The 15,582-nt window shown below is 65.7% G+C and carries 10 protein-coding genes and 1 pseudogene; 7 read left to right on the plus strand and 4 right to left on the minus strand.

What is annotated here, in order from left to right; genetic code table 11:
• Window positions 1-72: 72 nt before the first annotated feature.
• Window positions 73-3,021 (plus strand): TonB-dependent receptor, encoded by a 2,949-nt coding sequence (locus NPJ82_RS17445; protein WP_342659341.1) that lies wholly within the window; start codon window positions 73-75, stop codon window positions 3,019-3,021.
• 142 nt (window positions 3,022-3,163) lie between these two features.
• Here NPJ82_RS17445 and NPJ82_RS17450 read toward each other — a convergent pair whose 3' ends face one another.
• Window positions 3,164-5,614: a PAS domain S-box protein gene (locus NPJ82_RS17450; RefSeq protein ID WP_342659342.1), complete on the minus strand. Its 2,451-nt coding sequence runs from the start codon at window positions 5,612-5,614 to the stop codon at window positions 3,164-3,166.
• 410 nt (window positions 5,615-6,024) lie between these two features.
• Here NPJ82_RS17450 and NPJ82_RS17455 point away from each other — a divergent pair, with 410 nt between their 5' ends.
• Together NPJ82_RS17455 and NPJ82_RS17460 are read left to right on the plus strand one after the other, a co-directional pair.
• Window positions 6,025-6,687, plus strand: coding sequence for an STN domain-containing protein (locus NPJ82_RS17455; protein WP_342659343.1), 663 nt, complete (start codon window positions 6,025-6,027; stop codon window positions 6,685-6,687).
• A gap of 337 nt (window positions 6,688-7,024) precedes the next feature.
• On the plus strand, window positions 7,025-9,232 hold the full coding sequence (locus NPJ82_RS17460; protein WP_342659344.1) for a TonB-dependent receptor: 2,208 nt from the start codon (window positions 7,025-7,027) through the stop codon (window positions 9,230-9,232).
• Window positions 9,233-9,240: 8 nt separating this feature from the next.
• On the opposite strand, the gene NPJ82_RS17465 is transcribed toward NPJ82_RS17460, so the two are convergent.
• Complete coding sequence (locus tag NPJ82_RS17465; protein WP_342659345.1) at window positions 9,241-10,533, minus strand: integrase; 1,293 nt, start codon at window positions 10,531-10,533, stop codon at window positions 9,241-9,243.
• Window positions 10,534-10,604: 71 nt separating this feature from the next.
• Here NPJ82_RS17465 and NPJ82_RS17470 point away from each other — a divergent pair, with 71 nt between their 5' ends.
• Window positions 10,605-12,164, plus strand: a complete 1,560-nt coding sequence (locus NPJ82_RS17470) for a cryptochrome/photolyase family protein (RefSeq protein ID WP_342659346.1) — start codon at window positions 10,605-10,607, stop codon at window positions 12,162-12,164.
• A 33-nt stretch (window positions 12,165-12,197) separates the two neighbouring features.
• Here the strand turns inward: NPJ82_RS17470 and NPJ82_RS17475 are convergent, their stop codons facing one another.
• The gene (locus tag NPJ82_RS17475) at window positions 12,198-12,530 is read right to left on the minus strand and encodes a cupin domain-containing protein (protein ID WP_342659347.1); all 333 of its coding nucleotides are present in this window, start codon (window positions 12,528-12,530) and stop codon (window positions 12,198-12,200) included.
• A 51-nt stretch (window positions 12,531-12,581) separates the two neighbouring features.
• Here NPJ82_RS17475 and NPJ82_RS17480 point away from each other — a divergent pair, with 51 nt between their 5' ends.
• Window positions 12,582-13,643, plus strand: a complete 1,062-nt coding sequence (locus NPJ82_RS17480) for a hypothetical protein (protein ID WP_342659348.1) — start codon at window positions 12,582-12,584, stop codon at window positions 13,641-13,643.
• A gap of 53 nt (window positions 13,644-13,696) precedes the next feature.
• On the opposite strand, the gene NPJ82_RS17485 is transcribed toward NPJ82_RS17480, so the two are convergent.
• A complete protein-coding gene (locus NPJ82_RS17485) occupies window positions 13,697-13,888 on the minus strand; it encodes a hypothetical protein (protein WP_112383658.1) in 192 nt (63 codons plus the stop codon).
• A 192-nt stretch (window positions 13,889-14,080) separates the two neighbouring features.
• Between NPJ82_RS17485 and NPJ82_RS17490 the strand changes: the two are divergent.
• Window positions 14,081-14,817: pseudogene (locus NPJ82_RS17490) on the plus strand (SDR family oxidoreductase).
• Window positions 14,818-15,195: 378 nt separating this feature from the next.
• Window positions 15,196-15,582, plus strand: coding sequence for a curli assembly protein CsgF (locus NPJ82_RS17495; protein ID WP_342659248.1), 387 nt, complete (start codon window positions 15,196-15,198; stop codon window positions 15,580-15,582).

Below are 15,582 nucleotides of genomic sequence, written 5' to 3' on the forward strand. Positions count from 1 at the left end.
TAATTGCCCCATTGGTCGCGCTGCCGATCGCAAAAAACAGCTCTGATAGCAGGAGCGAAAGTGGGGAATTGCATGAACATCGACACCCGATCACGCCTTCTGGCATCCACGTTGTTGTTCGGCTCGCTGGCGCTGGTACAACCAGTGTTCGCGCAGACCGTCCCGGTCGAGAATGTCCGTCAGGATGCGACCCCGGAAGACGGTAAAATGGACGAGGCCAATGGTGGCCAGGATATCATCGTCACCGGCTCGCGGATCAGCAATCCCAACCTAGTGTTGTCGAGCCCGGTTTCCGCGGTCACTTCGGAAGAAATCAATCTGCGCCAGCCGCAATCGGCGGAAGAATTTCTTCGCCAATTGCCTGGTACTGCACCCGGCATCGGCACGCAGGTCAACAATGGTGCCAATGGCTCGGCGACTACCAACCTGCGCAATTTGGGTACCAACCGTAACCTGGTGCTGATCAACGGTCGCCGCGTGGTACCGGCGCAACTCAATCTCGTAGTCGACACCAACGTGATCCCGGTCGCCCTGATCGATCGCGTGGATGTGTTCACGGGCGGCGCATCGAGCGTGTACGGTGCCGATGCCGTTGCCGGCGTGGTCAGCTTCGTGACCAAGCGCAATTTTTCGGGCGTGAACCTGTCGGGCAACTACGGCATCACCGAGCGCGGCGACGGTCGCAACTATCGTACCGATCTGCTGGTCGGCGCCAATCTGGATGGCGGCCGCGGCAATGTCGTCCTTGGTCTGGGCTATCTGAAGTCGAATGCGGTGCTGCAGGGCGAACGCGACCTGGGGCGCGTATCGCTGTCTTCCACCACGGGTCTGCCGCAGGGCAGTTCCGCGGCGAACCCGGCCAGCATCCTGTTTCCGTTCCCCGCGGCGCGCTTCGATCCGGCGACCGGGACCATCGTGAATGGGCTGAGCGACTTCAACTTCCAGCCGCTCAACGTGTATCAGACCCCCGCCGAGCGCTATAACGTCTTTGGGTCTGCCCGCTACGAAGTCTCGCCGGCGATCGAGATTTTTACCGAAGGCTTCTTCACCAAGTCGCGGATCACGCAGAACATTGCGCCTGGCGGCAGCTTCTTCAACCAGTTCCGCGTTCCGCTGAACAACCAGTTCCTGACGCCGACGCAGCGCACCCAGCTATGCACCCAGGCGGTTGGGATTTCCGGTGGTCTGCCGGCAGGAACCGACTGCGCCAGCGCGATCGCCGCGGGAACCGAGATCAACGCGATCATCGCCCGCCGTTTCACCGAAGCCGGGCCGCGCGTCACCGAGTTCACCACCAACACCTTCCAGATCACGGCCGGTGCACGCGGTGCGCTGACATCGACCCTGAACTGGGAAATCAGCGGCCAGTACGGCGAATCCTCGCGCACCAACACCTCGACGCGGCAGGGCTTGGCCGAGCGCTTGCAGCAGGGCCTGCGGGCATGCCCGGCCGGGTCGGCGCAGGGCTGCGTGCCGATCAACATCTTCGGTGGACCCGGCAGCTTCACGCCGGCGATGTTCAGCTTCCTCGACGTGGCAACGAACACCTTTACCGACACCGAACTGGGTGACGTGCAGGGATCGATCAGCGGCGACCTGGGCTTTGCCAGCCCGCTGGCCGAGCAGCCGATCGGCATCGCCGTTGGTGCCGAATATCGCCGCTATGCCGGTTCGCAGCGCGGCGATCTTCCCTCGTCCACGCCGGGCGCGGTGCTGGGTGCCGGTGGTGCCTTCGTGTCGGCATCGGGTGAGTACAACTCGAAGGAAGTATATGGCGAGTTGAACGCGCCGCTGGTCGAGAACGTCCCCGGCGTGCACTTGCTGTCGGTGGAAGCGGGCGTCCGCTACTCGGATTATTCCACTACTGGTGGCAACTGGACGTACAAGGCGGGTGGCAGCTACGCACCGATCCGCGACGTGCGCTTCCGTGGCCTCTACTCCCGCGCCGTCCGTGCGCCGAACCTGTTCGAACTGTTCGCGCCGCAGAACACGATCCTGAACAACCGTGCCGTCGATCCCTGTCAGGGTACGCGGGCACAGGTGACCGCACGGGGGGCGAATTATATCGGCCTGTGCGAAGCGCAGGTGGTCGCTGCGGGGTTGCCGACCTCGGTCGTCGGTACGATCGCACCGCCAGCTGCAGGGCAGATCAACATCACGACGGTCGGCAACACGGCCCTCGCGCCCGAAGTCGCGACAACGATCACGGCTGGCGTCGTGCTTGAGCCCAGCTTCCTGCCCGGCTTCTCGGCGACGGCGGACTGGTACCGCATCCGCGTGCGCGATGCGATCTCGTCACCGACCCAGTCGGACATCATCGATGGCTGCTTCGCACAGGCCAGCGCGACGTCGCCTTTCTGTCAGAACATCTTCCGCAACCCGCTGACCGGCGGTCTGTCGGGCGATGCCAGCACGACGCGCGGCCCGATCCTGCGGCAGACCAACCAGGGCCGGATCGAAGTGTCGGGCGTCGATTTCGGCTTCGCCTATCGCCGCAAGCTGGGGCTGGTGAACGCGACGGTTGCGTTCAACGGCAATTATACCGACCGCAACCGCTTCCAGGCGACGCCGACGTCGATCAACCGCGAATGCGTGCGCTATTACAGCGTGTCGTGCGAATCGATCCAGCCGCGCTGGTCGTGGAACAGCCGCATCACCGGTGGCTATGAAGGGCAGTCGTTGTCGCTGCTGTGGCGCTATATCGGCCGTACCCGTGTCGAGCCGGTGGCTCTGCCGGCGGGCCAGCGTCCGCCGGTCGATCAGGCGCAGAACGCCGGTCCGGCGAACATCCTGCCGGCTTTCCAGTCGATCAAGCCGCATCACTATTTCGACCTGGCCTACCGCGGCGACATCACCGAAGTGCTGACCTTCACCTTCCTGGTGGAAAATCTGTTCGACCGTGATCCGCCGAACGTCGGTAACACCATCGGTGCGACCGCCTTCAACAGCGGCAACACCTATCCGTCCACCTATGACGCGCTTGGTCGTCGCTTCCGCGTCGGTGTCAATCTAGCGTTCTAAAGCCGCTCCAGCCCGTAAAGCAGGGGGTGATCAGGGCAGGTCGGCAAAATGCCGGCCTGCCCCTTTTTCTTGGTCTGGAAGGAGGCGTCCGTCGCTAGCCCTTCCTATCGCGACGCTATCCACTCTATCGGCGAACGGCTTCTCAATCCTTCATCAACTCGCGGATGCGTGCGGCCAGTGCATCGACGGCAAATGGCTTGGTCAGGATCTGCATACCAGGCTCTAACTGGCCGTTGCGGATGACGGCGGTTTCCGCGTAGCCGGTGATGAACAGCGTCCGCAGGTCGGGGCGTACCGCGCGGCCGGCATCGGCCATCTGGCGCCCGTTGACCCCGCCGGGCAGGCCGACATCGGTGACCAGCAGATCGATCCTGGTGTCGGAACGCAGGATCCTGAGGCCGGCGACACCATCGGTCGCCTCGATCACGCTATAGCCAAGATCGCCGAGCACGTCGGTCACCAGCATCCGCACGGTTTCCTCGTCATCGACGACGAGCACCGTCTGCCCCGCCCGCGCAAAGCTGGGAAGGGTGGCGTCCTTTACCTTCTCCTCGTCGGCCACCGTACCTTCGTAGCGTGGCAGATAGAGCCGCACCGTGGTGCCCTGGCCGACATGCGAGTGGATGCGGACCTGCCCGCCCGATTGCCGGGCAAAGCCGTAGATCATCGACAGGCCCAGCCCGGTGCCCTGGCCGAGCGGCTTGGTGGTGAAGAACGGTTCGAAGACGCGGGCGATCACCTCGGGCGGCATGCCGGTGCCGGTGTCGCTGACGCTGAGCGACAGATACTGGCCTTCGGGCATGTCATAGGCCTGCGCTGCCTGTCTATTGAGATGCTGGTTGGCGGCCTCGATGGTGATGCGGCCGCCATCGGGCATGGCGTCGCGGGCGTTGATGCACAGGTTGAGAAGGGCGTTTTCCAACTGGCTGGGATCGACCAGCGCCGGCCACAAGGACGGTGCCGTCGCGGTCGCCACCGCGATGCCGGGCCCCACGGTGCGCTGGATAAGGTCGATCATGCCCTCCACCAGCGTATCGACATTGGTCGGCCGTGGATCGAGCGTCTGGCGGCGCGAAAAGGCGAGCAGCCGGTGGGTGAGCGCTGCGGCGCGCTTCGTCGCACCCTGGGCCGCGGCCATATATTTGTCGAGATCGGTCAGGCGCCCCTGCGCAAGCCGGATTTCCATCAGTTCCAGCGCGCCCGAAATACCGGCGAGCAGGTTGTTGAAGTCGTGCGCCAGGCCGCCGGTGAGTTGGCCAACCGCCTCCATCTTCTGCGACTGGCGCAGCTTTTCCTCGGCCTGCATCAACTCGTCGGTGCGCTCGACCACGCGCTGTTCGAGCGTATCGGTCAGCGCGCGGAGGGCGGCCGTGGCGCGGTCGCGCTCCGCCTCGACCGCGCGGCGTTCCTCTACGTCGATCAGGACCCCGGGAAAGCTGAGCGGCGTGCCGTCGCGGCCGTGATCGACGCGTCCGTTCGCCTCGATCCAGTAATAGCGGCCATCGGCGCGGCGGACGCGGTATTGGTGCGCATAGGCCCCGCCGCGCGCGATGACGGCGTTGATCGCCTCGGCCAGCCCGGCCTGATCGTCGGGATGCACCGTGGCCACGATCCGGGCGAGCGGAATGCCCTGGCGCCCGAGCGCGGGGTCGAGGCCGAAGGTGCGGGCGAACGCCTCGTCCACGGTGAACTGGTCGCTGGGCAGGTCCCAGTGCCAGGTGCCGATGATCGCACCGGCCTCCAGCGCAAGCTGCACGCGCTCGACATTCTCGCGTGCCAGTGCCTCGCTGATGCGCAGACGTTCCGCCGCCTCGCGCCTGGCGGTGACGTCGTTGAACAGGATCGCGATCTGGCGGTCCGCGGCATCGCCGACCCGGACCGCACGCACGTCGAACCAGCGGCCGAACGCCTCGGCATAGCTTTCGAAATTGGCCGGCTCGCCGGTGCTGGCGACATGGCCGTAAGTGTCGAACCAGAACTGTTCCAGATCGGGCGCGAACTCGGTCACCCATTTGCCGCGCAGATTGACCCCGGCCTGGCGTTCAAAGGCGGGGTTGGCCTCGACAAAGCGATAATCGATCGGCCGGTCCTCGGCGTCGAACTTGACCTCGACGATGGCGAAGGCGGCATCGATCGTCTCGGTGATCGTCTGGAAGCGCGATTGCGCCTGTCGCAAGGCGGCGCCGGACAGATGCTCCTCGGTACGGTCGCGCAGGATCTTCACGAAGCCGAGATGGGTGCCGCCGTCGAACAGCGGCATCATCTCGCCCGATGCCCAGAACCGCTCTCCATTGCGGCGCAGGTGCCAGCGTTCGTCCGTCGCGCGGCCATGGCGAAGCGCCTGCTGCATCTCGTGTTCGAGGCGGCCGTCGGCGCGGTCCTCGGGCGTGAAGAAGCGGGCGGCGTCGCTGCCGCACATGTCCTGCGCGCTCCACCCCATCACGTGTTCGGCGCCCGGGTTCCAGTCCACGATGATCCCGTCCGGATCGGTGACCACCATCGCAAAGTCGATGGCGCTGTTGAAAAGCGCGCGCAGCCGCGCGTTTTCGGTCGCGAGCGCTTCTTGTCTGGTTACCGCTTCCGGGTTGTTCACGCGTGGACCATTTGATTTGGAGGAGGGGCGCTTCTAGCCTGTTGTGCATGGGGCGCACAGGGCGCGCATGCGGATCGCTTCATACTGCCCGCTACATGTCGTGGAAGGGCAAACCGGCGAGCGATCGGCCTGCACCCCGAGCCGCAATCTGCGGGGGATAGCGATCCAGTGATTGCCCACGACGTGCGGAACCCGATTAAATATCGGTCATATCCGCCACCATGATCCAGCGCATGATTTTCGACATGATTCCATAAAATCAATGTCTTGAAGTGTGCAATGCGCCAAATCCTTAGAAAAGCGGCTCCTGCTGCATGTGTTCATATGGCGATCATCGGGGATGTGTCAGGAAACTGCTGCCTAATCACGCGTTTTACACCACACTCCCAAACACCAGGACTTGTATCATAATGAAGTTCAAAGGTAATTTGCTCGCGCTTGCGGCTGCGATCACGACGGTTGGTCTTCCCGGCCAGGCCATCGCCCAGTCACAGGGGACGCAGGCACAGCGATCGGCGAACCTTCGGACCACGGCCGATCTGCGCGCGCGGCTCAGCGCGACGGAGCAGCGGATTGCCGAGGGCCAGCGCAGTGGCGCGATTACCCGCGCCCGTGCCGCCGCGCTGCGTCAGCAGGTTGCGCAGACGCGAGCGAGCATGACCCGGCTCAACCGCCAACAAGGCTTCGTAAGTGCCGCGGAACTTGCCTCCTATAATCGGACCCTGGGTACGATCGATGGCGTACTCGACCGGGGCGGCGTGGCGCGTCGCAACGGACATGGCATGGCCGTAGCAGGCGGAAGCGGCAATCAGGCGCCGGAGTTCCGCTATAACTGCCAGAATGATCCGATCGCGATCGCCATTCCCGGCGACCGCCTCGACAACGCGCTCGATCAGCTCCGCATCGCTACGCATTGCCCCATTTCGGGCACCGAACTTGCCAAGGGCAAGCGTTCGCGGCCGGTTGTCGGCACGATGACGCCGATCGAGGCCTTGCAGGCCATGTTGAATGGCACGGGGCTGCAGATGCGCACGCTCAAAGGCGGCTTCGAGATCCTTCCCCTGCCACGCTGACAAGGGAGCGGGGCGCGGCAAGCCGTTCTGGTGCATTGCACCAGCCGTGCGAGCAGCATGGCTTGCCGTCGCTTCGCCTTCGCGGCGCTGCTCGGTCTGGTGGATCCACCGGCCATATCGGTTGTCGGCCTCGTCGGCCGGCAGGCGGAAGGGTAGCGGATTGCCGGCGTATCTCCGTCTGGCGGAGCCGTATCTGATGCCCGGCCCCACAAGCCATGGTCCGGCCGGGCAGCCTGTCACCGATCAACCATCCAGCAACACTTCGTAACTTGACCCGTCACGACCCACGCCCCAATCGCACTTGCGAGTAATTAGCAATATCAGGGGTTGGGGGACTATGGAGACGCTCGTCGTGACGGCGATCATGCTGGCTGCGTCCGGTCATGCGATGGCGGTGGCGCAGGTGGGGGCACAGGTCGGGGCACAAGGCGGACCCGTCACCGCGCAGCGCAGTGGCGAGAACAGCGAGGCACCCGCCAGCACCGCGCAGCGCGACATCCGCGCGACCGGACCGTCCAGCCAGTCGGGCGAGATCGTCGTCACCGCCGCAGGCTTCGAACAGAAGATCGAGAATGCACCGGCGAGCATCAGCGTCATCCGGCGTGACGAGCTGGAAACCGAGCGGTTCAACAATCTGGCGGATGCGCTGGTGGATGTGGAAGGCGTCGATGTAGGCGGCACCGCGGGGAAAACGGGCGGGCTGAACGTGTCGATCCGCGGCATGCCGAGCGACTATACGCTGGTGCTGCTCGACGGGCGGCGCCAGAATGCGCCGGGGAACGTGACGCCCAACGGGTTCGGGGAGACGTCGACCAGCTTCCTGCCGCCCCTGTCGGCGATCGAGCGGATCGAGGTGGTGCGCGGGCCGATGTCGACGCTGTACGGGTCGGACGCGATGGGCGGTGTCATCAACGTCATCACGCGCAAGGTGGGGGACCGCTGGGTCGGCACCGCGACCGCGGACGCGACGATCCAGGGCGATGGCGATTTCGGCAACACCTATTCGGGCAACGCCTTTGCACAGGGGCCGCTGGTACGCGACCTGATCGGCCTGTCGGTACGCGGCAGCTATCTGCGGCGCGATGCCTCCTCGCTGAACTATACCGACGTGAACGGCAATCCGGTGGAGGTGAGCGCGCGGGGGCCGAGCCCGGTCGAGGCGGATATCTATACCTTTGGCGGGCGCCTGTCGGTGACGCCGGCGTCGAACCACGACCTGTGGCTGGAATATGACCGGTCGCACCAGCGCTACGACAATGCGGACTCGCAGCTGGGCACGGGCACGGTGCAGGGCGGTTACGGCCCCGAAATGCGCTTCGTGCGCGACCAGTATAGCGCCGCGCACAACTGGCGGGCAGGCTTTGGTACGCTGGAGACGACGGTGACACGCAACGCGACCGAGACGTTCGGCCGCACCATCCCGCCCGGCACGCCGGGCCGCACGCCCGGTGACGAGCGTGCGCTGCGCGCGACCAACACCATCCTGGACTCGCGCCTGATTTCCGAGGTCGGGCCGGTGATTTTTACCGCCGGCGGGCAATATTGGTGGGCACGGATGACCGACGGCGTCGCGCCGCGCGACTATGCCTTCGACCAGTGGGCGGGCTTTCTGGAGGCGAGCTGGAAGATCGCGGAAACGTTCACGCTGACCGCAGGCGGGCGTTATGACGAACACACCACCTTTGGCGGCAAGTTCAGCCCGCGCGGCTATGCGGTGTGGAACGCGACGCGCGGGATCACGGTGAAGGGCGGGGTGTCGCGCGGGTTCAAGACGCCGCAATTGAATCAGATCACGCCGGGCATCGTCGGTTTCGGCGGGCAGGGCACGATCCCGCAGATCGGCAGCCCGAACCTGGGACCGGAGACGACGACATCGAGCGAACTGGGGGTGTATTTCGACACGTTCACCGGCATTTCGGGCAACGTCACCGTCTTCAACAATGATTTCGACAACAAGATCGCGGCAGGCCCAGGCATCCCCAACTGTGCGTTCCGGCTGGCGCGCGACGGGCCGGGCTGCATCGATGTCGGCAATTTCCCGAACGTCGATCTGTTCGGCCAGCAGATCAACGTCGATCAGGCGCGGACGCGCGGCATCGAGACCGCGCTGCGCTTCGTCTTTTCGCCGCGCCTCACCCTGACCGCGAACCATACGCTGACTGACAGCGTGCAACGATCGGGCAGCGAGCAGGGCCAGCCGCTGATCGGTACGCCGCACCACATGTTCAACACGCAGGTGCGGTGGAAGGCGCTGGACGACCTGTCACTATGGGCACGCGGCCAGATCCAGTCGAGCCGCTACCGGGGCGCCAACACGGCGCAGGCGGCGCTGGGGGATTTCGACGGGTTTGAGGTGTTTCATCTGGGCGCGAACTGGGCACTGGCGCAGAACATCACGCTGAACGCGGTGCTGTACAATGTCTTCGACCGCAACTTCGTGCGCTACCTGCCGTATACCGAGCGCGGCGCCACGGTGTACGCGCAGCAATATGCGAACAACCAGGAGCCGCGTCGGGTATATGTCTCGGTAAACGTCGACTTCTGACCGTCTTTCTATCCCCGGACCCGTGACAGGACGCGGGCGGCGACGTTGCTGCGCACGGCCAGCTTGCGGCCGTAGCGCAGCGCGGTGGCCGGCGAGGTCCAGCGCAGCGCCTGGGCGATGCCGACGCCGTCTTCGCCGGCCGCGAACAGATCCTGCGTCAGCCCCACGCGCAGCGAGTGGGTGGATAGCGCGCGCACCGCCTCCGCAATGTCGGACGCGGGCAGATCGACCAGACCGGCATCCCAGGCGGCAAGCGCGACGCGGCGATAGATCAGGCAGACGCCCTGCCGGCTGAGCGCGGTGGTGCCGACGGTGTAGGTGATGCGTGCGGACTGGGCGGGCTGGCCGGTGAGTTTCTCCCGCCACTGGCGAGTGTGGCCGGGGATCGCGGCATAGGCGAGCGGTGCAGCCTCGGCGCGGGCGCGGCGCCGGTCGACGCCGACCCGCCGAAACAGCGGGCCGCTGGTGATCCCGCCGGCTTGCAGCCAGAGGCCGACGCGGCGCATGGTGTCGGCGGACAGCCACGCCCAGGCGCCCTGACCCTCCTGATCGGTTTTGGACGAGGGGATGAACAGTGTCGCGGTGCCGTCAGGCTGCGGATCGATATGGCGCTCCTCGACCGCGACGAGCTCGCTGACGCGCAGGCCCGCATCATAGCCGAGCGAGAGCAGGGCGGCGTCGCGCAGGCCCTGAAGATCGGTGCCGCACGCCGTCAGCATCGCGCTGAGCGTGACTCCCTTGCCGGCATGCGGATCGAGCGCGGCCCCGAAGCGCAGCGGCGCGGCCTGGCGCGGTGCGGCGCCTTTTCGACGTCGCACTCCCTTCAACGCGGCACGCACCATGGCGTGACGCGTCGGCAGCTCGGCATGGTCGGCTAGTCCCATCAACCGGTGCGCGGTCGCGAGACTGGCGAGGCGGCGCGCCAGCGTCGCGGGGCTGGAGCCGTTCGTGTCGAGATGGCGCAGATAGCGCACCAGCGCCTCCGGATCGGCGGGAAAGGGCGAACAGCCATCGTCCGCGCACCATGCGCCATAGCAGGTCAGGTCCGCGGCGAGTGCGGCCTTGCTCGCCTCCGCCATGGCGGTCAGCTGCGCGTCGAAGCCGATCGCGCTGACCGGTGCGGCACCGGGTGGCACGAGCGCGCCCAGCACGCGGGCGAGCCGGGCGTCGACCGGCTCCGGCCGGGTGCGGCGACCGCGCATCGGCAGCGCCTCGCCATCGGTGCGGTGGACGATGATCTCGCCTGCGGGCACCGGGGATGCCTTTGCCTGGGCGCGGCCTTCCTTCAACTCGAAACGCATGGCGCCTCCTACCATGAGCCGGGGGGCATCGAAATCGCGTCGATCCAGGATGATCGCGCGTTGTGGGCGGCATGACGCTGCTTATCCCGGTGCTGGGCGATCAACTGTCGATGACGCTGGCCAGCCTGCGCGGGGTCGACCGGGCGCGGGCCGTCGTGCTGATGATGGAGGTGTGGGACGAGGCCACCTATGTGCGCCATCACAAGAAGAAGATCGCGCTGATCTTCTCGGCGATGCGCCATTTCGCCGAGGCGCTGCGCGGTGACGGCTGGACGGTCGATTATGTGACGCTGGATGCGGGCGGGAACAGCCAGAGCTTCGCCGGCGAGGTGGCACGCGCCGCGGAGCGGCACGGGGCCGAAGCGATCCGGGTGGTGGCAGGCGGCGAATACCGGGTGCGGCGCGATCAGGACGACTGGGCGGCGCGCACCGGCCTGCCCGTCGAGATCATGGAGGACGATCGCTTCGTCTGCCCTCTGCCCGACTTCTATGACTGGGCGCGGGGGCGCCGCGATTACCGGATGGAGTGGTTCTACCGCGACATGCGCCGTCGCACCGGATTGTTGATGACGGCGCAGGGCAAGCCGGTCGGCGGGCAATGGAATTTCGACAAGGACAATCGCGAGACGCCTCCCCGCGGGCTGAACTATCCGGCGCCCGCCCGCTTCGCGCCGGATGCGATCACGAAAGGCGTGCTGGCGCTGGTCGCGGACCGGTTCGGCGGGCATTTTGGCGATCTGGAGCCGTTCGGCCTGCCGGTCACCCGCGAACAGGCGCTGGCGGCGCTGGACCATTTCATCGCGGCCGCGCTCCCCGATTTCGGGCGCTATCAGGATGCGATGATCGCGGGGCAGGATTATCTGTACCATAGCAGCCTGTCGCTGTGCCTGAACCTGGGGCTGCTGGGGCCCATGGAGGTGTGCGAGGCGGCGGTCGCCGCCCATGAGAAGGGAGCGGCGCCGATCAACGCGGTGGAGGGCTTCGTCCGCCAGATCATCGGCTGGCGCGAATATATGCGCGGCATGTACTGGTGGGACATGCCTAAATTCGGCGCGCGCAATGCGCTGGGGGCGACGCGGCCGCTGCCCCAATTCTACTGGACCGGCGACACCGACATGCGCTGTCTCGCCGAAGCGGTGGGGCAGACCCGGCGCGAGGCCTATGCCCATCATATCCAGCGGCTGATGATACTCGGCAACTTCGCGATGCTGGCCGGGGTGGCGCCGCAGGCGATCTCGGACTGGTTCCTGGTCGTCTATTTCGACGCCTATGAATGGGTCGAGCTGCCCAACGTCATCGGCATGAGCCAGTTCGCCGATGGCGGGATCATCGCATCCAAGCCCTATGCCTCGACCGGCGCCTATATCGACCGCATGTCGGATTATTGCGGGCGATGCCGGTATGACGTGAAGGCCAGGACCGGACCGGACGCCTGCCCGTTCAACGCGCTATATTGGGATTTCCTGGCCCGCCATGAGCGTCGCCTGCGCGGCAATCCACGGATGCGCGGCATGTACGCCACCTGGGACCGGTTCGATGCGGCACAGCGAACCGCCTGTCGCGACAGCGCGGCGACCTTTCTGGACGGGCTGGCGCCGGCCGATCAGGGATGGAGCAGGGCCCCGACATGACATGTCGGCACGTCGACGTGTCGACAGCGATGATCATCGATCGAAATGTACCGCCAGCCAGATGGTCGGGGCGGCCGGGTCGGTAAAGGTCACGCGGTGGACCGCACCGGCCGGGATCATCAGGTGATCGCCCGGTGCCAGCACGACCGCGCGATCGGCGAGTGCGACCACCGCCTTTCCCGCCAGCAGCAGCACCCATTCGTCATGATCCTGGACATAGGGCGCATCGGCCGGCGTGACCTGCCCCTGCGAAACGATACGCTCGATCCGCCAACCGGGGCGGGACAGGATCTCGCGAAATTCCTCATGCCCGGCGGGTGCCGGGATATCGGCGAACAGGTTGGGGAGCGGTGGGGCGTCGGTCATCGTGCGGCGGGTTCTGCCACGGCGTCGCATCCGCTGATATAGGCCGCGGGCATGACGCCTGTTTTCCGTTTCGCGCATATGCTGGGCCGGATCGATGCCGGCTGGCGCTTCGCCTCGGCCGATCTCCGCCGCTTCACAGCGCTGGCGCTGATCCGGGATGTCTGGGACATCGTTCGGCGCGATGCCGGGCCGGGCCATGTCGGGCCCGCGCACGAGGCGAGCTCGACCCATATCCTGTTCACCGAGGATCCGCGGCGGGATGCCGTGCTGCTCTGGCTGGCGGATCATGCCGCCCCGGTGCTGCGTGAGGCTGCAGCTTGGATGGCGCGGATGGTGGATGCCGAAACCCGGTTCGGCACGGCCGATCTGGCCTTGCTGGAGGTGGCGGGCGGCGCGCTGGCGGCACCGGTCGCGGGGCCGGTAACCGCTGCGCTGGGGCCGGACAGTGGCATGATGCTCATCACGGTTGCGGGTGCGGTCGACCGGTTGCGCGTCGTGCCGGACTTTCTGGAAGCGGAGGATGGTGGTCTGGTTCGGCCTCTGGCCGGTGCTCCGGTACGGCACCGGGTGGCATCTCCTTCGCCCGGCGCCGCCTGGGCGCTGAACCTCGCGATGCTGGCCGACCCCAGGGTGGCCGGGCGCGCGCCGCCCCCCATCGGCATCGTCAGCCGTGCGTTGTTTCATGGACTTGCCGACGCGGATGCGGTTGCAGGTCAACTGATGACGGATGCCGTTTCGGCCGGCGAGCGGACCTATCGACGCCTGCTGACGCTGGACGACGAACTGGCGCGCGGGGGGGCGGCGCTGGCGCATCTGTCGCGCAATGCGCGCGCGCGTGATGCCTGGGGCGTAGTTGCGGCATTGCAGATGCTCACCCGCCGTCAACTGGCGCACGCGCTGGCGCTTTCGCGCGGTGGAGCGGACATGCAGATGCGTACGCTGGCCGGAGCCGGACTGGCGACGCTGCAGCCCGGCGGGGTCATCGATTACGCCTTACCGGAGCCCGGGCCGGCCGTACCAACGGATGCTTCGTCGCTGGCGCATGCGGTCGAGGCGATCGATCGCGATCTGGCGGCGATCAATCGCCTGAACGAGGGGGTGCACCCGGCATAACTCCCGACGTCGTGCTGTCGACATGTCGGGGTGTCAGCCATCCCGCCGGATCGTCAGGCCAGATTGCCAAGGTCGTCCGCGCCCAGCGACCCGCCCGGTTCGAGATCGGTGGGGCGACGCAGCTGCTCAAGGATAGTGTCGATATCGTCGGCGGTCAGGCCGCTGTCGGTGTCAATCGACTGCCCGGCCGCATGGCGGGCGCGAAAGCCCTGCAGTCGCTCTATCGCTTGGTCGAGATTGGACATGGTCGGCCTTTCCTGATGCGTGTTGCGTCAAACGCTTTGGAAAGGGATCGGGTTCGGCGACTTGGGGCTTGGGGCAGGGATAACCGCGTCGAACTGTCGACACGTCGAGGCGCATACATGCGTCCAAGCCACTGGCAAAGATCGATGCTCACCCGCATAGCAGCGGGGATCATCAGGCGGGTTGGAGCCGATATGTCGACACAGAGTGCGCGGGTTGCGTTGGTGACCGGGGCTGGCGGGGGGCTGGGGCGGGAGATCGCGCAGGGGCTGGCGGCCGGGGGCGCGGCGGTGATCGTGCAGGGGCGTCGCGCCGAGGCGCTGGAAGAGGTGACAGAAGCGATCGGGGCGGCAGGCGGGGTGGCCTGGCCGCTGGTGGTCGACCTGGCGGACGGGGCGGCGGTGGTCGAAGCGCTGAAGCCCTGGCCGCGTATCGATATCGTCGTGAACAATGCCGGGCGGCGCGATCGCCGGCCGCTGGGCGCGCTGGACCGGGACGCGCTGCGCCGGATGCTGGAGGTGAATCTGGTTGCGCCCTTCGACCTGGCACGGCTGCTCGCGCCGCGCATGGGGGCGGGGGGCGTATCATCAACGTGACCTCGATCGCCGGGCAGATCGCGCGCGGGGGCGATGCGGCCTATACGGCGAGCAAGGGTGGGCTGGATGCCTTGACCCGTGCCCTGGCCGCAGAACTGGGGCCGCTTGGCATCACCGTGAACGCGGTTGCACCCGGCTTCTTCGCGACCGAGGCCAATGCCGCGATGCGTGCCGATCCGGCAATCGCCGCGCACTTGGCGACGCGCACGGCGCTTGGCCGCTGGGGGCGACCGGAAGAGATCGTCGGCCCGGTGCTGTTCCTGGCGTCGCCCGCGGCATCCTATGTCACCGGACAGGTGCTGGCCGTGGATGGCGGGTACACCGCACATTTCTGATGTCCGGATGCCCGCGATTAACCAAAAGGGGGCCGGAACAGGCGAAATCGAGAAAATCGCTGCGGATTACCAACCAAGCGGAAGAATGCGATCGCACGCTCTAGTGTAAATAATTAACAGGGCTTTCTGCATACTTAGCCTTTTAGTTTAGGTTTTGAGAATATACTGTTTCGACAAGAACTCCGTGCATTGTAAGTAAATACACTTAATATCTGATCTAAAATGGAACAATGATCCTTCCAGGTGAAGCGATTGGCTGTTCACGAAGCCAAGTGATTCGCATAGCAGTTGGTCATCGGAAGTGATGGCAATGCGGGGGGTAGGGGCAAGGCTCCTGTGATCAGTATGAAAACATTCAGTGCTGCAATATGCACCTGCATGATGCTGACGCCGATCTGCGTGTCTGCGCAGGACCTTTCCTACCAGCCGATCAATCCACGATTTGGTGGTAATCCTTTCAACTCCAACCATCTGCTTGGTGAGGCGAACGCACAGAATAAATATACCGATCCCAACGATCGCTCTAACCAGAGCCAGGCGGATATATTTGCGCAACAACTTCAGTCGCGCCTTCTATCCTCGCTGTCGTCGCAGGTTGTTGATGCGATTTTCGGCAAGGACCCGCAGCAGAGCGGCACCATTCAGTTCGGCGGCCAGACGATCCAGTTCGATCGCGGTCTGGACAGCGTGACGCTTCGGATCACCGATCAGTCCACGGGCAAGGAAACCGTGATCTCCATCCCCACGCTGGTGAAGGCGAGCTGA

It is taken from the genome of Sphingomonas sp. NY01, assembly GCF_038809135.1.
GTDB classification, from domain to species: Bacteria; Pseudomonadota; Alphaproteobacteria; order Sphingomonadales; family Sphingomonadaceae; genus Sphingomonas; species Sphingomonas carotinifaciens.